Annotated in this window: 17 protein-coding genes; 9 read left to right on the top strand and 8 right to left on the bottom strand. The window is 58.9% G+C overall.

Annotation, left to right across the window (positions count from 1 at the left end; genetic code table 11):
- Positions 1–5 precede the first annotated feature (5 nt).
- Positions 6–659, top strand: a complete 654-nt coding sequence (locus tag DTI93_RS05080; RefSeq protein ID WP_081562385.1) for an RDD family protein — start codon at positions 6–8, stop codon at positions 657–659.
- 4 nt (positions 660–663) lie between these two features.
- Here DTI93_RS05080 and mdoH read toward each other — a convergent pair whose 3' ends face one another.
- The 5 genes from mdoH to DTI93_RS05055 all read right to left on the bottom strand — a co-directional run bounded on the left by mdoH (position 664) and on the right by DTI93_RS05055 (position 7418).
- Complete coding sequence (mdoH, locus tag DTI93_RS05075) at positions 664–2973, bottom strand: glucans biosynthesis glucosyltransferase MdoH (RefSeq protein WP_181005217.1); 2310 nt, start codon at positions 2971–2973, stop codon at positions 664–666.
- A complete protein-coding gene (locus DTI93_RS05070) occupies positions 2970–4085 on the bottom strand; it encodes a polysaccharide biosynthesis/export family protein (RefSeq protein ID WP_249079847.1) in 1116 nt (371 codons plus the stop codon). Before DTI93_RS05070 ends, mdoH begins: the two co-directional genes overlap by 4 nt.
- Positions 4086–4120: 35 nt before the next feature.
- Entirely contained in the window at positions 4121–5125 is a 1005-nt protein-coding gene (locus tag DTI93_RS05065; protein ID WP_249079846.1) for a hypothetical protein, read from the bottom strand.
- 227 nt (positions 5126–5352) lie between these two features.
- Positions 5353–6633 (bottom strand): YncE family protein, encoded by a 1281-nt coding sequence (locus DTI93_RS05060; protein ID WP_227449731.1) that lies wholly within the window; start codon positions 6631–6633, stop codon positions 5353–5355.
- Positions 6630–7418 carry a creatininase family protein gene (locus DTI93_RS05055; protein WP_249079901.1) on the bottom strand — a complete coding sequence of 263 codons (789 nt, stop codon included), beginning with the start codon at positions 7416–7418 and terminating at the stop codon, positions 6630–6632. The genes DTI93_RS05060 and DTI93_RS05055 overlap by 4 nt, the downstream gene beginning before the upstream one ends.
- A gap of 232 nt (positions 7419–7650) precedes the next feature.
- Here DTI93_RS05055 and DTI93_RS05050 point away from each other — a divergent pair, with 232 nt between their 5' ends.
- Positions 7651–8205, top strand: a complete 555-nt coding sequence (locus DTI93_RS05050) for a DUF2721 domain-containing protein (RefSeq protein WP_227431483.1) — start codon at positions 7651–7653, stop codon at positions 8203–8205.
- Here DTI93_RS05050 and pstS read toward each other — a convergent pair.
- Entirely contained in the window at positions 8156–9214 is a 1059-nt protein-coding gene (gene pstS, locus DTI93_RS05045; protein ID WP_408902101.1) for a phosphate ABC transporter substrate-binding protein PstS, read from the bottom strand. The two genes, DTI93_RS05050 and pstS, sit on opposite strands and share 50 nt — an antisense overlap.
- 289 nt (positions 9215–9503) lie before the next feature.
- Here pstS and DTI93_RS05040 point away from each other — a divergent pair, with 289 nt between their 5' ends.
- Positions 9504–11144 carry a hypothetical protein gene (locus DTI93_RS05040; protein WP_143539847.1) on the top strand — a complete coding sequence of 547 codons (1641 nt, stop codon included), beginning with the start codon at positions 9504–9506 and terminating at the stop codon, positions 11142–11144.
- A 9-nt stretch (positions 11145–11153) separates the two neighbouring features.
- Here the strand turns inward: DTI93_RS05040 and DTI93_RS05035 are convergent, their stop codons facing one another.
- Positions 11154–12947, bottom strand: coding sequence for a DUF262 domain-containing protein (locus DTI93_RS05035; RefSeq protein WP_249079844.1), 1794 nt, complete (start codon positions 12945–12947; stop codon positions 11154–11156).
- A gap of 127 nt (positions 12948–13074) precedes the next feature.
- On the opposite strand from DTI93_RS05035, the gene DTI93_RS05030 reads away from it, so the two are divergent.
- The 6 genes from DTI93_RS05030 to DTI93_RS05005 all read left to right on the top strand — a co-directional run bounded on the left by DTI93_RS05030 (position 13075) and on the right by DTI93_RS05005 (position 19836).
- Positions 13075–14421 carry a UDP-glucose/GDP-mannose dehydrogenase family protein gene (locus DTI93_RS05030; protein ID WP_193599748.1) on the top strand — a complete coding sequence of 449 codons (1347 nt, stop codon included), beginning with the start codon at positions 13075–13077 and terminating at the stop codon, positions 14419–14421.
- 147 nt (positions 14422–14568) lie between these two features.
- Positions 14569–15705 carry a hypothetical protein gene (locus DTI93_RS05025; RefSeq protein ID WP_249079841.1) on the top strand — a complete coding sequence of 379 codons (1137 nt, stop codon included), beginning with the start codon at positions 14569–14571 and terminating at the stop codon, positions 15703–15705.
- 25 nt (positions 15706–15730) lie between these two features.
- Entirely contained in the window at positions 15731–16516 is a 786-nt protein-coding gene (locus DTI93_RS05020; protein WP_408902099.1) for an MlaE family ABC transporter permease, read from the top strand.
- Positions 16516–17352: an ABC transporter ATP-binding protein gene (locus DTI93_RS05015; protein WP_249079899.1), complete on the top strand. Its 837-nt coding sequence runs from the start codon at positions 16516–16518 to the stop codon at positions 17350–17352. The genes DTI93_RS05020 and DTI93_RS05015 overlap by 1 nt, the downstream gene beginning before the upstream one ends.
- A 1-nt stretch (position 17353) precedes the next feature.
- Positions 17354–18760, top strand: coding sequence for a DNA repair protein RadA (gene radA, locus DTI93_RS05010; protein WP_043559018.1), 1407 nt, complete (start codon positions 17354–17356; stop codon positions 18758–18760).
- An 83-nt stretch (positions 18761–18843) separates the two neighbouring features.
- Positions 18844–19836 carry an MIP/aquaporin family protein gene (locus DTI93_RS05005; protein ID WP_081562395.1) on the top strand — a complete coding sequence of 331 codons (993 nt, stop codon included), beginning with the start codon at positions 18844–18846 and terminating at the stop codon, positions 19834–19836.
- 33 nt (positions 19837–19869) lie between these two features.
- On the opposite strand, the gene DTI93_RS05000 is transcribed toward DTI93_RS05005, so the two are convergent.
- Positions 19870–20481 carry a YigZ family protein gene (locus DTI93_RS05000; protein WP_043559417.1) on the bottom strand — a complete coding sequence of 204 codons (612 nt, stop codon included), beginning with the start codon at positions 20479–20481 and terminating at the stop codon, positions 19870–19872.
- Positions 20482–20726 lie beyond the last annotated feature (245 nt).

The raw sequence follows: 20726 nt of genomic DNA, 5'->3' as shown, positions 1-20726 counted from the left end.
AGGCCATGACCACACATCCCGCCCCATCCGACCATCCCAAAGCAGGCCCGTGGAACCGCCTGATAGCCCGCAGCATTGATCTGGACATCTACGGAAGCCTTCTCATGCTGCCAATCTATGGTTCCATCCACCAGCTGGAAGACATATTTCCCACATTGCAGAAAATCGGCAGTGCATCCTTCAGCCCCATGATGCCACGCTGGGATACCCTCATCGCCAGCCTGCTGCTCATCTTTCCCCTCTCCATGGTGCTGGATGCCCTTGTCTGCACCTGGTTCGGCAATACGCTGGGCAAGCGCCTCCTCGGCATCAAACCCTACCGTACCAATGGCCGCCCCCTCGATCTTTCCACCTGCCTGAAACGCAACTATCTCATCTATGTCGCCGCCTATATGGGGGGCATGGATGTCCTGTCACCGCTGGCAGGCCTCATCCATTACATACGCTACAGACGCACCGGAACGACTTTCTGGGACGAAGAAATGGGCACGGTCGTCCGCTCCCTGAAAAGTAGCGTCGCCCGCACGGTCACAATCACCATCCTGTGGTTTCTGGTCTCAATCCCGCTCACCATGGTTGGAAACCTGCTCTTCCCGTCCATTCTGAACAACATCAGCACCGTGACGCCCACATCCCTGCAGAAACCGGCCACTCCCTGAAAGACTACAGGCCATAATAGCCCTGGGCCCGGAAATGGGCTTTCACCAGCGCCACGAAACACGCCCGTTCATTCAGGGCAAGCAGCAGGCTGCGCCTGTCCAGCTCATGCCCGGCCCTGATGGCTGGCAGAAGCCTTTCCGCCACAGCCCGCCGATGACGGATCTGCCGATAATGGGACACATAGAACAGGGGACTCTCCAAGGCATGGCGAAGGATGGCACCATCCGCTGGTGGAAAGCAGCTCCCAAGCCACACGAGAGCTGCCTTCAGGCAGCGGATGACAGCGGGTTCCGACTCTTCTTCCGGGATGAGGAACCACCTGCAACGATTGACCAGTGCTGATGTCCGGCTGGTCAGGTATGCTGTGAAAGGCGCCAGAACGAGACCGGCAATCACCGGCAGAAACCAGACCAGTAGCGCCTCCCCTGACAGAACTCCCTCTGAAAGATGATCCAGCAGGGTAGCGCCGTAAGCAAACTGCTTCTCCAGCACCTGCACCAGCCCCCAGGCCCCCGCCAGACCAAGGGCAGAACACCATCCGTAATCCTGCAGGCAACTCCGGAATGTCAGTGGGGCATCATCTCTCTGCTGCCCTGCCCAGCGGACGGATGACCGCCTGAAACAGGCCAGCAGGAACTTCACGATGAAGCACATGAGAACCGGATTGAGCAGAAAGGCAAACAGCATCTCCAGCAGGAAACTGAGCAATAATCTGCCACGACCACCATACTGCCTGGCCACAGGACGCCGCATGGCAACGGCCAGGGCAATCAGCCTTGGCGACAGCAGGAAGATCATGGCCAGCACGAACAGTCCGGCAAAGGCCAGCCTCACACTCTCCAGCTCCCCCGTTCCCTCTGCCCCCATGCCCGCCTCCAGATGGGCCAGCGTATAAACGGATGACACCATGAACAGAACACTGAGCGGCGCCATGAAATAGGCCAGTGCCCCCATCAGCAGGGTTTCCCTGTGCACCCCCTGAACCCTGTCTGCCGACAGAAAGCGGACATTCTGGAAATTGCCCTGCATCCATCTGTTCTCACGGGCCAGAAAGCCCGAAAGATTGGCCGGGAGCTCCTCATAACTGCCCCTGACATCCGCAAGAAACCAGACTTCATGGCCTGCCCGCCCCATCATGGCGGCCTCGGCAGTATCATGTGAGAGCGGCCTGCCGCCCCATGGCCTTTCCCCCGGAAAATCCGGCAACAGGCAATGCTTGATGAAGGCATCCGTCCGTATGATGGCATTGTGCCCGATATAGCTGCCATGCCCCATGGAAAGAGCCTCCACCGCCTGGGGAAAGACAGCTCCCTGGAGGTGGCTGCTGAACTGCATGAGCCGCCCGAAAAAGGATTGCCGCAGGACAGGCAGCGGGCTGGTCTGGATAATGCCGACATGCGGGTTGCCTGCCATCATTTCCAGACACTGATGGACACAGGCCCCCGACACGATGGAATCAGCATCCATCACGTAGAAACAGGCATAATCCCGTCCCCACCGGCGAAGAAAGTCCGTGACGTTGCCCAGTTTGGCATTGGCGTTATGTGCCCTGCGCCGGTACCGGACTGTCACACCCGGATAACGCTGCCTCAAATGATAGAGGGTGGCCTGTTCGGTCAGGACATGTCGTACGTCCGTACTGTCCGACAGCAGATACAGGTCATAATGGTGGAGCTTCTCTGGCACATCCTGGCTGAGTGTCTCGATCAGGGATGCCATGCCAGCCCCGACCCGGTGCATCTCCTCATGATGGACGGGGTACAGAATGGCACAGCGCTCTTCCGGCCCCGGCTCCCTGGCCCTGTGTGCCGGATGGCAAGGATTCCCCGCTGCCCCCCGGCGGGCCAGCCGGTAACCGACAACCATCTTCACGAAGGCATATGTCGCAAGAAAGGTGAACAGCAGGTACAGGGCCGCATAAAGGCATGGCAGGATTTCATGGTCGTCCAGATCGGGAAACAGGGTCCCACTGGCCAGGCTGAACATGAAACCGGCCACCAGCAGGGAGACAAGCAGCATTTTCCGCCGCCGTCGGGCCATGATTCTTACCCAACCCGGCTGTCTCTGCCCCCCTTTGGGACATGCCTGCCAGACCAGATGGCGGATGATCTTCTTCCAGTCCGTATCAAACCGCATGATCTGGAGAGGCAGCCGTCTGAATCCATCGCCCGATGCACCGCCATCAGTTTCCTCCCGCTCCAGAAACCGGTTGAGGGTCTCGAATGACGTGATCTCCCCATCCACGCCTCCCAGAATGTCCCTGTAGGGAGAAAAATCAAACGGTATCGCCCCTTCTTCCTCCTGCCCGTTCATCGGGCAATGGAGGCCAGAACCCCCGCCTGAAGCATGAGGGAAAAAACCTTGAAATAAGGCACCCATGATGACTCGGCGACATAGACGACATCACCATCCTCCAGCAGGAAACTCTGTGCGACAAACAGGCCGTAGGTCCGGTCAAAACGGATTTTCAACAGATGAGGCGTGTCATGATCCCGTCGCAGCACGAAGATGGCCCGGCTGGAGGCGGCGTCCCGTTGCAGGCCGCCTGATATGGCCAGAATGTCCGCCAGTGTCGGACATGTTCCGAAAGAATAGATACCCGGCCGTGATGCTCCCCCACCCAGAACCGGAATTCTGATGGAGGCCTCCTTCTTCACGATCACCCGGTCATGTGGGGCCAGATGAATGTCATTCACCAGCCCATCATCCAGCGGCAGAGCTCCAACCACCTGCCCATGTCTGACAACAGACACCACAGTTTCAGGCCGAACAGACACAGGCTGCCCATCACTGGGCCCTCCGGCGGGCGCAGGCGGCCCTCCCCCCATGGCTTCCGCCAGAACATGGGCCAACATCAGTCCGCCAGGCTGCCACCGCACCTCCCCGGGTGTCTTCACTTCACCCAGTACAAGTACGGAATCAGCTTCCCACCGGCCATCCGGTGCTTCCTCCTGCACGATGACTGACGGATGGCTGAACACACGCTGTGCCGCATAAAGGCGGGACAGCTTCTGCTGGATGCTGGCATAGGTCAGGGACACCACCCGGACAGCCCCCACATAAGGCAGGGTGACCATGCCATCCCGCAATACGGGAAAATGCCCCAGCTTCATGATGGCTGGCGTGTCTCCCCCTCCAGCAAAAGAAAGAATGGACACGCTGAGATCATCCCCCACATGGATGACTGGATCCCGGGTGCTGTGCCCCGCATCAATGGCCCATATGGCCTGCCGGACCCGCAGCTTTTCTGCCTCCCGCATCTGCCCGGCCATGATCGTGGCCTCTCTCAGGGTAATGTCCTGCATCACAAGGCCAGAAAAAAGCTGCCTGCTGTCCTGCCTCTGGGGCTGGGCTGTCAGCTCCTTCACGCCTGGGCCGCCACTGGGCAGGTCACACCCTGCCAGAACCGGCACCAGCAGGGCCATGAACGCCAGAGAACAGAAAAACGGGCCCCTCATCATCAAGCCAGAGCAACATACAGGACCAGCCCTGCGACCAGCGCAATGGCGCTACTCCACCAGAAGGCCGGTCTGAGAGGCGTGTCCTCCACAACAGGCCCGCTGACGGTTTTCAGGAAGTAATGCCCCATGATGGCATTTGTCCTGACAGTCTCACAGGCGGCCATTTCGGCATCCAGAATACTGGAAAGGGACCTGACCTCACGAATCAGACGATCATTTTCCAGAATGACATGCCGTGGTGTCACGCTCCGTTGGCGCAGAACCTCCTGCTCGCCCTCATAGGCCATCACCTCCCTGTGCATGGCTTGTGCGGCATGGTCCACATCCTCCTGAAGGGCCGCCTGCCTGCCCTTCAGGGCTGCCTGGTCCTCCATCAGCCGGAACTGCGTCTTCAACACCGTATCGTAAAAGCCGCTGCCCTCATAAATGCCGGAAGACAGGATATTGTCGGCAATCACCTGCTCATCATGAGCCATGACCTGCCTGATCCTGTTGATGGAGGCCTCATGCTCATGCAGCAACAGATCATCCGGCTCGACATTCAGGCGAGCCAGCCGGGCCCGGGCATCGCCAAGTATCTGCCCTGTCAGACGTTCGGCGAGAGCCGCAGAAGGGGCCCGGAGGGTAAATTTCACAAGGCTATTCTTCTTCCCGACATCAATATCCACGATGTAACGGTCATAATAGCGGTAGAGAGCATGATCATCGTGCGAAAACAGCGACAGAACGCCCCCGAAACTCTGGACGGGATCTGTGAAATCATACGCCTCTGCAAGATTCACGTTCGCCCTGAGGGCCCTGAATTCCTCATAGGACAGCACGAAAGCCTGGAAGAGATAATTCCCCTCATTCCGGCCATCCGGGCCTGTAAAAACTCCCCCGCCACTCCCCCTGCTATCGGGCTTCTCCACGACAAGGACGGTCTGTGTTCTGTAAAGAACTGGCGAGAGAAACGCATAATAGGCCAGCGTTACCAGCAGGGGAACCAGCAGGAGAAAACGCACGGCACTTCCTTTCGTTTCCGTCAGGAAAACACAATCATGCAGACCATCTGTCGGGATGAGCATCCCATAATGACTGGACGCAATGCGTCCCTTCTTATTTTAACAATACATTAACTTTACAGAAACCATTTTCTCCTCCCCCTCCGCAGCCAGACACAAAAAAAGGAGGCCAAAGCCTCCTTTTCCTGAAAAAGCTCCATGAGAGGGAGTAACCCCTGTCTGGTTTCTCAGCGCATGATGCCCGTATGGCCAATGCTGTAGCGACCCGGCTGGGGCCAGACTGTCAGACCATGCGGTTCTGCCCCGACAGGAATCTGTTTCATGGCACCGCTTTCCGTATCAATGGCATAGACGACATCATCAAAACGGCCGGAGAGCCAGAGTGTTCTGCCATCCGCACTGACATTGCCCATGTCCGGGCTGCCACCACCGGGAATGGGCCAGGTCTTCAACACCTTGTCCGTTGCCATATCCACGACGGACACACTGCCCTTGCTGTGGCGTGGCCCATGCACCATGTGGGACCCACGGTTGGCAACATAAAGCAGCTTTGCATCACGGCTCGGATACAGCCCATGCGTTCCCAGCCCCGTGGGAATGAAACCCGTCTCCCTGAAGCTGTCGCCATCAATGATGAACACGCCATCAGCATGCATGTCGGCCACATAGAATTTATGCCCATCCGGTGCGGCGAGAACATCCTGCGGCATCCCCCCCTTGGAGAGTTTCAGCATCCCCAGAAGGGTACGGTTGACCGTATCCACCTTGGCCAGATAGCGCCCGAATTCGCAGGTGAAGATCGCATAACGCCCATCTGCCGAGAAGGCAGCATGATTGATGCCCTCACAGAGCGGAGCCTCGACAGACCCTTTCAGCACCATGCTGTGCGGATCACGGAAATCCAGACGGCGATGGGCTTCTGCCACAACGATGGCATTCTGCCCGTCCGGTGTGAAATACATATTGTAGGGGTCATCCACGGCAATGGCCTTGCCGGGCTTGCCTGTCAGCGGGTCGATCGGTGTCAGGGAGCCATCCGTATGGCCCTCGCTGTTGTTGGTCACCCACAGGGTCCGCAGGTCCCATGAGGGGACGACGTGCTGGGGGGACCGCCCCACCGGGAACGTATCCACGACCTTGTAGGTCTTCGGGTCGATCACGGAGACACTGTTGCCACGCAGGTTGGGCACATAGATCCGCTCCAGATCATGCGCCACGACGGGGGACAGTTTGTCCGGGCCGCTGGCTTCACTGTAAATGTTGTGAATGTCCGGCACGGGCGGCATGCCCGGAATGGTCTGTACGACCAGCGCCTGCTCCGTCACGGCACCAGATGGTGCAGGTGGCGCCTTTGCCGTGGCGGATGGATCACCATCCGGAAAAGGCTTTGGCGAATCGGCAGCAATCGGTTCATCCTGCGGGTCAGGATGGTTGGCCGTCTGCTGGGCCTGCGCTGCCCCCGCAGCCAGTAATGCCCCCATTGCCAGAAACGAAATTTTGAGCCTCATGGGTGTCTCCTGTTGAAAGACGAAATGGCCTCAACGGCGGCCTGCACCTGCATGGCTGTGCCGACCCGGCCAAGTTCAGCCGTTGCCTGCCGCGGGTCACCACCATAGACACCATCGGCAGAATCCGGTTTTCCAGCCTGCCTCAGAAGCCCCTCCCGCACAAGGGACGGATCCACGGCCAACATGAGGGATGTATCGCTTATGTCGGCATGTTTCCCCAAAGCCACACCATGGCCCTGTCGGCGCAGGTAATCTGCGTACTGTCCGGCCACGACATCATAATAGGCTCCGACATACAGCACCCTTGCCGCCCCTTCACCAGCCCAGCGCCTGTTCAGCCTCTGTGCCAGAGCAGCCAGCTGGGCCTGATAACCGCCATGATCCCCCAGCAGCACAATGGTGATGAAGCCCTGCGCCCTCAGGCTTTCCGCCGCTCCTTCCACCAGCCCGGCAAAAACGGCTGGTGAAATGGAGAGTGTCCCGGCAAACCGCATGTGGCCTGTGCGGGGCCGGGTCGAGCCTTCCGGCACATAGGCCAGCACGGGGGCCACCAGGGTTTGCCCTACCCTGCGGGCAATCCTGTCCGCCAGAACACGGGCCCGCACATCATGCTTGCCCACTGCCATGTAAGGCCCGCTCTGCTCCGTACCACCAACCGGGATAATGACCGTTCTGGTCCCGGCTTTAAGGCCGGCGTCAATCTCCGTCCAGCTCTGGCAGGCCAGCTCCACCTGCCGGACCGCAGGCGGACAGGCCGGAGACACCCCCTCCGGCTCTTCTGCCATGGCCGGAGCCACCAGCCCGGCCAGGCAGGCCAGCAGGACCAGCGGTCGCAGCCGGGGCCAGCACGGATACCCGGCCACCACCTTCACAGTTCTGTTGCTCATCCAGCGCCCCTTGTGCATTATCACCCCACCCCCATGGCCCCGGTGTTCCGGATACGGGTCCTGCACAGGCCCATGGCCTGAGCGGACTTCATCCGGCATACTGTCCCGGCGTACAACCACCAGAACCGTCATGACCGTGCCCCTGCTGAACACCCTGCCCTTTCTTACCCAGATGAACAATATCGACGACGCCGCCCACATCATCCAGATGGCCCTGACCCCCGTCTTCATGCTCTCCGGCATCGGCACGCTGATCAACATCTTCAATACAAGGCTGGCCCGTGTCTCGGACCATCTGGACAATGTCAACCGTCTGCTGGCCGCCCCTCCTTCCGAGCAGGACCACCAGTACAGCTACGACACGCCGCAACGGCTGAAAACCCGCCAGAAACGCCTGACACGCCGCATTGTCGTGCTGGACCTTGCCATTATCCTCAACGGGCTGGGCGGGGCCATGACCTGCGGTGCGGCCATCGCCCTCTTTGTCGGCTCACTGGGAGATGCCACGACATCACTCTGGCTGCTGGCCCTCTTCGGCACTGCACTGGGCTGCACCGTGGCAGCCCTGCTGGCCTTTCTGGCCGATACGCTCCTCAGCTGGCATGGCCTGCGGCATGAAGGGCAGGTCTCCCTGCTTACTTCCCTGCTGCGCTCGAAGGCCAGCCACGCAAAACGGCATCACTGACCGAGCTTGGCAGCCCCACATAGCCCAGCCGGGCATTGATCTCTGCCCCATGGGCAAACCCCCAGCTGAAGAAGCGCTTCACACCCTGCCCCTCGGGCCGGTCCACGGCATCTTCCGGCACCAGAACATAGGTGGCTGACACGATGGGCCAACTCTCCGCCCCGGGCTGGTCCAGCAGATTGACGGCAAAATGGTCCTCCGCTTTCCATTCCGCTGCGGAGGCAGCGTCAATGAAGCCCTTCAGGGATGGCAGCACGAACCGCCCATCATGATTCTTCATCTGCACGATGCCCAGATGGTTCTGTGCGGCGTAGGCATATTCCACATAGCCGATGCTCCCTTCCGTCTGACGGACAAGGGCGGCAATGCCGTCATTGCCTCGTGCTCCAGCACCGCCAGCCCACTCCACAAGGGTCCCTGCGCCGATACGGGCCTCCCACTCCGGTGATGTCCGGGAAAGGTAGGATGTGAACACATAGGTCGTCCCGGCACCATCGGCCCGATGCACGGCCACGACTCCCATATCCGGCAACGTCACCCCGGGATTGAGAGCCTGGATGCGGGGGTCGTCCCAATCCGTGATGCGACCATCATACAGGGCTGCCAGTGTCGGACCGTCCAGCCGCAATGCCCCGGCGGGAACACCGGGCAGATTGACCACCAGCACCACACCACTCATGACGGTCGGAAACTGGTAGAGATGCGTCTCTGCCAGACGGTTCGGGCTCATCGGCTTGTCGGATGCTCCAAAATCCACCGTACGTTCCACGACCTGATCCTGCCCGGCGCTGGAACCGACCGTCTGATAATTGACCTGAAGCCCTGCCTGCTCCCCCGCCGGAACGCTCCAGCTCTGATAGACGGGGGCAGCAAAGCTGGACCCTGCGCCCGTTATCTCCACATCCTCCGCACGGGCCACCCCGGCCAGGGCTGACGAAATGGACAGCACCAGCATGAAGGCCCTGCCGCAGTTCTTCCAGCGGAGAAGACGTTTATCTGTCGGACGCATAAATCCCTCGGCACACGCAATGATCACCTGTCTGCCGTTATAGCTTCGCCGACGCTTCAGACAATAAAAATATACCACAAGACAAAGAAAAGTCTTTTTTGACACAAAAAAATGAGTAAATAGACATGAAGGCATGTGATGACTGCGGGAGATTTTCGTGAAACTGACAAAAAAATGTAATATAAATCCCTTTCATTACAGTTTTATGACAGTAATATTTCTGTCATACAGTGCATCACACTTCGCATCATCTGCCCATGCCGCCGGCACCAATGATGCAATTGCCCTGATGGAAAAACAGATACACGCCATGCAGGCCCAGCTCGAAGCCATGAAGCAGAAACAGGCTGCCGAGAATCGGCGTGTCCGTGCTGAACTGGCCCGCCAGAGAGAACTGATTGAGGCCGACCCTTATGCCCCCCGGGAAAGGCTGCTTGGCCCGGCAGCCGCGGCGGGGCATCTGGCGTCCTCCCGGACCAGGCATGACGATGTATTCGGCCTTGGTGACAATGCCATCCTGACCCCTTCCCGCACGGCCAGTACCCCCTATGGCGAGCTGACAGCCATTCCACCCGCCCATCCAGACCTTTACAGCCCGCTGCGCCGGGGGCAGCTCCAGATTGGCGGTATCCGCCTGACTCTGGGGGGATATCTGGAGGCCGCAGGCGTCTGGCGCTCCCGCAACAGTGCTGCCGATATTGCCAGTGCCTATAACGGCATTCCATGGCATAACCAGCCTGCCTCCCACATGAGCGAATTCCACCAGACAGAGCGGCAGAGCCGGCTGGCCCTGCTGGCAGAAGGGATGCTGACCCGGAAACTGGTAGCCGATGCCTATGTGGAGACGGATTTCCAGGGTTCCGGCTCATCATCCAACTCCCGCCAGTCGAACTCCTACGTCCTGCGTGCCCGTGTCGTTTATGGTGAACTGAAGAACCACGAAGATGGCTGGTACCTGCTTGGTGGGCAGAGCTGGTCTCTCATCACGCTCTACAACAAGGGCCTGCTGGCCCGTGACGAACAGACCCCCATGGTCATCGAGGCCCAATACGTCCCCGGCTTCAACTGGACACGCAACGCCCAGTTCCGTGCTGTCAAAACCTTCGGCAAGGAGGAACGTTACGCTGCCGGCCTGTCCATCGAAAACCCCAGTGCCGTCCCGGCTGGTGTATCTCCCTGCTCCAACGCTGCCAGACACTGCACCACGACCGACCGGCTGACCGGCACGAACGTCAACAACCCTTCCACCTACTACACGACCGACCCAGCACCGGACCTCATCGCCAAGATCGCTGCCGACCCCGGCTGGGGCCATTACGAACTTACTGGCGTCATGCGCTTCTTCCGGGACCGGACCAGCACGCTGGGAGGAGGAAGCAACCATACCCGCATCGCCGGTGGAGGCGGGGGCGGCATGGTCCTGCCCCTCATCAACAGGAAACTGTATTTCCAAGCCTCCGGCCTTGTCGGCACGGGCCTGGGCCGCTACGGCACGTCCAACATGCCGGATTATACCTACGGGCGTAACGGTGCCGTCACGCCTCTGCCGGAAGCCAACCTGCTGCTCGGCCTCTATGGCAACCCTCTCAAGACCCTGAAACTCTATTCCTATGCCGGGGCAGAAACTGTCCTCAGCCGCCGTTCCTTTGATGAAGATGGCAGCCATTACGGCTATGGCAACCGTGGTTTCGACATGCGGGGCTGCTTTACAGAACTCGCCACCAACTGTGCTGCCTCCGGCAACATCCGCACAGTGGCGCAGGCAACCGGGGGGTTCTGGTACACGGCCGCCAAGGGTGATTATGGCACCCTGCTGGTGGGGGGGCAGTATTCCCACACCCATGTGCAGGCCTTCTCCGGCGTGGGGGGCAAACCCAAAAGCGACGCCGACATGGTCCTGATGTCCCTCCGCTACCAGCCCTTCAATTGAGAAGGGCCGTTACCGCCCTTCCATCTCCAGCCCTTTACCGTAATCATCAATAGGAACGTCCCAAACAGCACAAGCAAGATCCGCCAGCCATTCAGCACGCTGATGAATGGAATTCTTATCCCATTTGTCAAATGGGTGCATGTGCAACACAGCCCGATCAATAGCCGTATCACCTATATCTGGTCTTTCAGAAATAATCCTCGTCAAAAGATAGCGGGATTTAGGATAAATACGCCTCTTCTGGGAAAATGGCTTATTACCCAGCGACATATTGATTGATTTCTCAACAAGAGCCAGATTTCCTATGGACGAAATTAACCTTGGATCATCCACTCCAAGTCCAAACTCTTTAAATACATCCCCATTTGAGTTTTTAGGCAAAATATGTTCCAGATGAACTTCTTTCGAATTACAATAATATGAGAGAGGATGATTACCTCCATACGCATTCTTATCGACATGCTGAGTCAATTTCCCCAGAACGTAATCAAACTGATATTTGGGAAGAGACCTGTCATCCATACCTTTGAAAGTGGCATAAAACTTGTTTGCATGCTTCCTTTTTTGCGCCTGAAACGTTTCTTTTGCAAAATTTCTATAGTCTTCCATGCTTTTCACCTTGGTAAGGCGAAGAGACCACCTAGCAAACAAGGCCTCAAACGTTCGAATTTCTTCCTTAACAAGGATACATACGAACAAGAACGACTCAATATCCCGACAAAGAACCGAAAAAATCTCAGATGAAAGATGACGCCCTGCAAGAAGAAGAACGAGATACTGCCTCGCAGACGTGTGCTTTCTATACAAAAAGGATATATTTTCCAGAGTATAGCTATCTTTCCCATAACGATCTTTCTTATTCAGGAAACCAGCATAAGCCTCCAAGGCCTCCCTTAACCGTTCTGTAAAAGCAACCGGGCTATTCTTTAAACCGATTTTTTCATCATTATTTATGAGCCATTCGTATAATTCATCCTTTGCAAGCCTAGGCACGCCCCATGTTGAAAAAATAAAATATCTCAGAAAACGTAATGGCTTCTCATTGATTTTATACAAATCATCTACAATAGACTTCCAACACTCCTTCAAATATTCAAATTCACGTTCATCTGCACTCATAAACAGGAGATTCTTCAACAGATCCATGGCATTCAAACCAATGCCACGATCATTGATCGTTTCAAATATCTTTAAAGCTCGTCCAAAACTATCCGTATATATCTTGATTAATTTGACATTTTTCATCAGATATCCAAAAAATTTTCTGATCTCATCCCGAGAATCTTCCAGATCATCCAACAAAAACTGCTTCGCAGTACTGTAAGCAACAGAAATATTTTTTATGGACCTCGTCTCAGATTTCTTTATTGGATTTCCCTCTATCAAGTCGTTAAAAGCATTTCCTGCATCTTTGTACTGCGGCTCAAGGTGAGATCGAAGACAATCATTCCCATCTTGGTCTGTATCAACATCAACGATACTCTTTTTAATACCCTCAAGACTATCTTCACCAAGAAGAGACAATCTATCTCTAATAGCACAGAGAATAATAAAAAGCGTCGTAACCCTCTGTTGACCATCTATCAGATCATCGGCACCTTTTCTAACCTGGCTTGGACAAACGACCAACGATCCAATAAAATATTCAGAACTTGTTCCTTCCTGCTGTTCAGCGCGTATGTCCTCCAAAAGCTGCCTCACCTGAACTTTTTTCCAGACGTATTCACGCTGATAACTGGGGACAATATAGAAATCCCGAAACAATTCTTTTACACTTACGTCTCTTGATTCAATCGCCGCCATAAACCCCACCCACGAACTATGTTTTTTAATAAAAATTAAAAAACATAGTTGATTGAATTTATCAAACCTGAATTTGCTGATCGAACTTTATTGATATACTTGCCCCCCCTCATCATCAGGAGACCCCATGCACATCACCATGATTGGCGGCGGTTACGTCGGGCTGGTATCAGGGGCCTGCCTGGCGGCCTTCGGGGCGAATGTAACTGTCATCGAGCATGATCCTGCACGGCTGGACCGCCTGAAAACCGGAACCATGCCCATCTATGAACCCGGGCTTGAAGAGCTGGTTGCCGCACAGCGGCAGGCGGGACGGCTGGCCTTTTCTGGTGATCTGGCCACCGCCCTCCAGAAAAGCCGGGCCGTCTTCATCGCTGTGGGAACACCCACCCGCCGGGGCAGCGGCCATGCTGACCTGAGTTACGTCCATGCCGCCGCACGGGCCATTGCCACCCATGCCCCTGACGGCCTGCTGATCGTCACGAAATCCACCGTCCCGGTCGGGACAGGGCGGCAGGTCGCTGCCATCGTGCGGCAGGCCCGGCCCGACCTGACCTTTCACATCGCCTCCAATCCCGAATTCCTGCGGGAAGGCCACGCCATTGCCGACTTCATGCAGCCGGACCGCGTCATCATCGGGCTGGAAGAACAGCTGGGGGCCCCCTCCACCGCCCGCACCCTGCTGGAAACACTTTACGCCCCCCTGTCCGGGCCAGAGGGCCGCCTGCTCTTCATGGGGCTGGAAAGTGCGGAACTGACAAAATACGCCGCCAATGCCTTCCTCGCCATGAAGGTCACTTTCGCCAATGAAATGGCCGATCTCTGCGAAGCCACAGGCGGCCAGATTGCCGACGTAACCCGTGGCATGGGGATGGACCCCCGCATCGGCCCCCATTTTCTCACACCCGGGCCAGGCTATGGTGGTTCCTGCTTCCCCAAGGATACGCAGGCTCTGGCAACCTCCGCACGACAGGCCGGAACCCCCACGCAGCTCATCGAAACCACCATCGCAGCCAATGAGGCCCGCAAACGCCGCCTTGCCGAGCGCATCCTTGCTCTGGCCGGGGGTGACATCACACGCTGTACCATCGCCGTACTGGGGCTCACCTTCAAGGCCCATACGGACGACATGCGGCAGGCCCCAGCCCTGACCATCCTCCCCCTGCTGCACGAGGCCGGTGCCACGCTGCGGGCCCATGACCCGCAGGGCATGGAGACAGCCTGCACCCTGCTGCCAAAAGGCATCACCTACACCGCCACCCCTCTTCAGGCCGCCGAGGGGGCTGACATGCTGCTGGTCCTGACAGAATGGCCCACCTTTGCCGCTCTCACCCCGGACCAGCTCGCCCCCCGGATGCGTGGCAGGCTCGTGCTGGACTACCGGCAGATATGGCGGAAAGATGAATGGCTGGAAGCCGGCTTCCATTATCACTGTCTGGGCAGCGCCCCCCTGCCGCCACATACCTGCCCATAAAGCGGGCTATCCTCATGCGGTCAGGCTGCCTATAATGGTAGCCATCAATAACGGAATCATGAACGGGGGCAGGCTGACAGGGCCTGCGCCCTGTCCGTTTCCGCAGGCGGTACAATCCTGCCATCTCTTGTAGCCGGGAGTTCCTGAGTGAACATGCGTAACGTCCAGACCTGTCTTTCCCTGTTGCTCGGGCGCGGCATGTGCCTTGGTGCCATGCTGGGTGGAACCCTGATGGCCAGCAGCGCTCTGGCAGCCGATGTGCGCACTCCCCTCCATGCGGACGAGCTGGACCTCAGCGTGCCCTGTGCGCAGGTCCATATCCGGGCTGATGCCGCCCTGAAAGACAGCGTGGTGGTCGAAGAGGCTACCGGCCTCACCCCGGATATCCAGACAACCCGGGACGGGACGGAAAGCCATATCCGCCTCGCCCTGCACAACTGCCCAAAAGGCGGACGGCTGACCCTGCACCTCTCCAGCGACACGGCGCTGACATTGCATGACAGCCCACAGGCCCACATCACCATCAGTGGCACACTCACCACGCTGGAAAGCAATCTGGATGATGCATCCCTTCAGGTGGACCGTGTGGAATCGCTGGACATGTCCATCTCCGGCACGACACAGGCCCACATCCACCAGCTGAACCGTGCAGCACAGCTCAATGCCACAGGGGGGAGCCACCTTGAGGTGGATACCGCCCTTCTCTCCGCCTTTTCGGCCCAGATGTCCGACAGCAGCCATCTTTCCATTACCGAAGGGCAGATTGACAGCCTGACACTGAATGCCTCCCAGCAGGCAGATGCCTCCATCATGGCCACGGTCAACAATGCCAGCATCACCACCAGCGATGCTGCCAGCGTCACGCTCAGCAAGGTGACAGGCACCGTGCAGGATGGGGGAACAAAGCACATCACCCACGCCAGCCCGCCAGAGGCCACCCCGGCAAAACAGACCGCAGGACCGGCACCTGCCGCCCAGCCCCCCCAGCCGGATGGCCAGGCACAGGGGCTGAACAATCCTGCCGTTCCCCATGTACCGAAGCAGGCTGCCGGAACATCCACCCCTCCTGCTGGAACAGCAGCCGGACAGACGGCGGGGACACCCGTCCGGCCCGCAGTGCCCGCTGTTGCGCCCCCCGCCACACCGGCAGCAACACCCCCTGCGTCCAGCCCCGTTCCACAGGCCCCCACTCCCGCACCACCGGCATCAGCTACATCCCAGCCTGCCCCACAGGCGCCGCAGGCAGGCACCCCGGCAGGGCCGCAGAACACACCATCGCAGTGACCGGCAGAGAACAAAGGCAGACCGTGTGAGAGTTCTATCCCTTCCCTTCATCTTTCTTGGCCGTGGCATACTGGGAGGCCTGCACCATGCCGGGGCCCTCAGCCTGTTCGCCCTGCGGGGGCTGGGAGGCATTTTCCGCCTGCCCGTTTACGGGCAGGTCATTCTGTCCTGCCTGGTCGAGATCGGCTTTCTCTCGCTACCTGTCGTGGCCCTGACAGCCATATTTTCCGGTGCCGTCATCGCTTTGCAGTCCTATAGCGGCTTCAGCCAGTACCATGCCCAGAATGCCGTTGGTGGCATCGTGGTCATGTCCATCACGAAAGAGCTGGGGCCAGTTCTGGCAGGCCTCATGGTGGCTGGCCGCATCGGGGCAGCCATTGCGGCACAGATCGGCTCCATGAGGGTCACAGACCAGATTGACGCCCTGAACACACTGGCAACCGATCCAATCAAATATCTCGTCACGCCCCGCCTGGTGGCAGGTATCCTGGCCCTGCCGTTCCTCGTCCTGATCGCCGACATCCTGGGCGTTGCCGGGGGCTTCATCGTTGCAGTGGGGAAGCTTGGCTTCAGCCCCGCACTCTACATTCATGCCACCCATGCCTCCCTGCACAGCCATGACGTACTGGTCGGACTGCTGAAAGCGGCTGTCTTTGGATTTCTCATCACCCTGCTGGGCTGTTACGAAGGCTACAACAGCCGGGGTGGAGCCGAGGGTGTCGGCCGGGCGGCGACAGCAACCGTCGTCGCCTCCTCCATCCTGATTCTCGCCTTTGACTACCTGCTGACGGATCTCTTCTTTACCGCATGATGACGTCTTCCTCCTCTTCCCAGACGGCAGCACCGTCTGGCCAGCCCCGCCTCCGCATCCGTGGCCTGAGAAAATCCTTCGGAGACCGGACAATCCTCAACGGGATTGATCTGGATGTGCCAGCCGGGAAATCCACAGTCATCATCGGAGGATCCGGCAACGGAAAATCCCTGCTGTTACGCTGCATCCTGGGATTGATCGAGCCTGATGAAGGCACCATCGAGATTGATGGCGAGAACATCATCGGTGCCTCGCGCAGCCGACGTGAAACCCTGCTGAAACGGATCGGAATGCTGTTCCAGAATGCTGCGCTGTTTGACAGCATGAGCGTGATGGACAACATCCTCTTCGGCCTCACTGCCAAGAGCCATGGCCGGCGCCGTGATCGGGCCACACAGGAGAAGGAAGCCCTGCGCCTGCTGGAACAGGTCGGGCTGGGACCGCATGTGGCTCCCCTCAACCCGGCGGAGCTCTCCGGCGGCATGCAGAAACGTGTCGGACTGGCCCGTGCCCTGGCCGGACAACCGGACATCCTCTTCTTCGATGAACCCACGACCGGGCTGGACCCCATCATGTCCGCCGTAATCGATGGTCTCATCAGCAGCTGCGTCACCCAGCGGGGGGCCACGGCGCTGACCATCACCCATGACATGACCTCCGTCACCCGCATCGGCGACCATGCCGCCATGCTCTACGGGGGGAAGATCATCTGGCAGGGGCCGGCCAATACGCTGATGCACAGTGGCAATCCGATTGTCGATCAATTCACCCACGGGCGGCTGGACGGCCCGATCCCCACCAGTGGCATGATGGCCAACCCTGCGGAAAAACGCTGACATGGCCCGGAAACCTGCCAGCCTGTTCGTCTGCCAGAACTGCCAGGCCCAATACCCCAAATGGACAGGCCGCTGCGAACAGTGCGGCGAGTGGAACACTCTGGAGGAAGAAACCAGAACCGCCACCCCCAGCCGTAGCGCCACCACACGAAAAGGTGCGGGCCTGAAAACGACACGGCTGGATGGCAAGGCCACCCCTCCGGCCCGGCTGGACACGAACATGGCGGAGCTGAACCGGGTGCTGGGCAGCGGGCTTGTGCCCGGCTCGGTCGTGCTGGTGGGCGGAGACCCGGGCATCGGCAAATCCACCCTCATGCTCCAGATGACCTGCGCTCTCGCCAGAGCGCAGCACAATGTCCTCTATGTCTCCGGGGAAGAGGCCATCGACCAGATCCGCCTGCGGGCACGGCGGCTGGAACTGGACCGTGACCCCAAGGCGCTGGACCAGCTGGAGCTGGCCGCCTCCATCAATGTCAATGACATCACGGCCTCGCTGGAAGAAAGACGGGCTTTTCAGGTCGTCGTCATCGACTCCATCCAGACCATGTGGCTGGAAGGCGTGGCCAGTGCCCCCGGCTCGGTCTCGCAGGTCCGCAGCTGTGCCTTCGAGCTGATCCGTCTGGCCAAGACACTGGGGTTTGTCCTCATTCTCATCGGCCATGTCACGAAAGAAGGAGCCCTTGCCGGTCCCCGTGTGCTGGAACATATGGTCGATGCCGTGCTGTATTTTGAAGGTGACCGGGGCCATCAATTCCGCATTCTCCGGGCAGCCAAGAACCGTTTCGGAGCCACAGACGAGATCGGCGTCTTCGCCATGACCGATACCGGCCTGCGGGAAGTACCCAACCCTTCCGCCCTGTTTCTGGCCGAACGGCATGGCAATATTGCCGGTTCTGCCGTTTTTGCCGGGCTGGAGGGAACACGCCCCATCCTGCTGGAGGTGCAGGTCCTGCTTTCTGCCAAAAGTGGTGATGGAGCCGCCCGCCGTGCCGTACTGGGCTGGGACAGCTCCCGACTGAACATGGTTCTGGCCGTGCTGGAGGCGCGCTGCGGACTGAAACTGGGCAGCCTGGATGTCCACCTCAACATCACCGGCGGGCTGAAGGTCACCGAACCGGCTGCCGACCTTGCCGTAGCCGCAGCCCTGATCTCCGCCGCCACGGGCCAGCCCACTGCCCCTGATGAAGCCTATTTTGGCGAGATCGGTCTTTCCGGAGAAGTCCGGCAGGTCAGCCAGACAGGCATCAGGCTGAAAGAAATTGCCAAGCTGGGCTTCCGGCAGGCAGTCATCCCCCGCCATGTAGGCACCGCCAACGCCCGCCCCAAAGCCCCTCACGCCCTCACCATTGCTGAAACGGGACATCTGAGCGACCTCGTCCGCCGCTTTTCCCCGGCTGGAAAAGATTAAATCATCTTTATTGTCTTGACCGGCCCGCCAGCAATTCTGAAACATGATGGGTAGTTCCTCCATCTGTTCACAAGAGAGGCCGCATGACCATCTCTTCTCCCCCTCCGCAGCCGGACGATAAAAAGCGTTTTGCCGCCCACCACGTCCGCTTTCCCCATATCCACCTGCCTCATATCCGGTTTTCCCACCGGGAACTGGTGGACCGCCCCTTGGCTGGCAAACCTCACCCTGACCAGCCCCTCCACTGGAAACTGTATGCCATGGAGGCCATCGCCACGGCCATCATGCTGACCATCGGCATCAGCACGACCACCATCCTGGCGTCAGACCGGTCCCCCTTTGCGGCCATGCTGGCCCCGCATCCCATCATCCGCTCTGTCCTGATCGGCCTGTTCTTCGGGCTGGCAGGGACAGTCGCCACACTGTCCCCCTTCGGCAAGGTCAGCGGTGCACATCTCAACCCCTCCGTGACGCTGGCCTTCTTCCTGACGAAGAAAATCCGTTGGCCAGATGCGCTGGGTTATCTCGGGGCACAACTTGTCGGGGCCTTCAGCGGGACACTCATTTCCTGCCTGGGGATCAGCCTGCTGCTGCCTTTCTGGCAGCCCATGGTCAGCCAGATCAATTATGCCGGAACATTCCCTTCCAGCAATTACGGCCTCGGCCTTGCCGCCCTGATGGAAGCCATCGCCACGGCGGGACTGATCATGATCATCTATTTCACGGCCTCACGCCCGAAATTACAGCATCTGACGACATGGATCTGCGCCTTCTATTTTGCCGTCACCAACCCGTTGATCGCCGGGTTCTCCGGCAACAGCACGAATTTCATGCGGACACTGGCCCCCGATACGCTGGCCCATAACCTGCATGGTGTGTGGATCTATCTTGTCGGCCCCTTCATTGGCTCTGCGCTGGCACTCCAGCTTGCCCGCATGCTCTTCTCCATGCATGGGCTGAAAGAGGCCCGGATCGTCAATTTCGGCCATCACGGGCGTGTTCCCCGCTACACGGCACCTGAAGCCACCGGCCCCTCACCGGAAGAGCTAAAACGGCAGGACAGAAAGAAAAACTGACAGAAACGGGAGCGAAAGCAGAAGCCCCGTCTCTTACCCTTCCGGTTCCCCGTCCAGCACCCGGACGGGTTCCTGCCCCCGTGTCAGGTCCCGCAACCAGGCCTCCACGGCCATGCGCTCCTGCACGGGGACAGCCAGCTCCATCGTGGCACCAGCCGCTCCAAAATCGCAGCGCCGTGTTTCCACATTCCAGCCCGGCAGTTTGGCTTCCACCTCAGCAAAAACGGGAAAGGGGCAATGAAAGCCAAGGCGGATACGCTCCACCCGCTCGATCCTGGCGGCCTCCCGCAGGCAGGCCGCTGCCGCACCGCCATAGGCCCGGACCAGACCACCGGCCCCCAGCTTGATGCCTCCAAACCAGCGGGTCACGACCACCATGACCCCGTCAAAGTCCTGCCCTTCTATGGCTGAAAGAATCGGACGGCCCGCCGTACCGGATGGCTCGCCATCGTCACTGACACGATACCGCCCTCCCACACGGAAGGCCCAGCAGTTATGGGTGGCATCCGGCACGGCCACCTCTGCCAGAAAGGCCATCGCTCCTGCCTCGTCCTCCACAGGGGCGGCCAGAGTCCGGAACACGCTATGGCGGATGATGCTTTCATGCTCGGCAATGCCGTCCAATGTCCAGGTCATGCCGCCCATTCTGCCGCAGAATACTCCTGCTGTCAGCCAGAAAGCCTGCACGGGCACAAGAACACCACCACGGACCGGGCAGCCATGAGCCCTCCCCTTCATTCCCTCGCCACCTCATGCAGGGGATAGAAAAAAGCCCCCCTTCAGGCTAGTAGTTCCTGTGCGCATGGTATCCGCAGGGACGGTCCCTCCGCCCCGAATGGCTAGAAAACGCCATCCGTCATGCGTCCCGGCAGGGGCCTCCCGGCTGCCCT

Source organism: Parasaccharibacter sp. TMW 2.1884 (genome assembly GCF_023337695.1).
In the GTDB taxonomy this organism is placed as follows: domain Bacteria; phylum Pseudomonadota; class Alphaproteobacteria; order Acetobacterales; family Acetobacteraceae; genus Bombella; species Bombella apis.
Note: the sequence above shows the minus strand (reverse complement) of the source record. Positions and strands in the feature narration are given on the sequence as shown.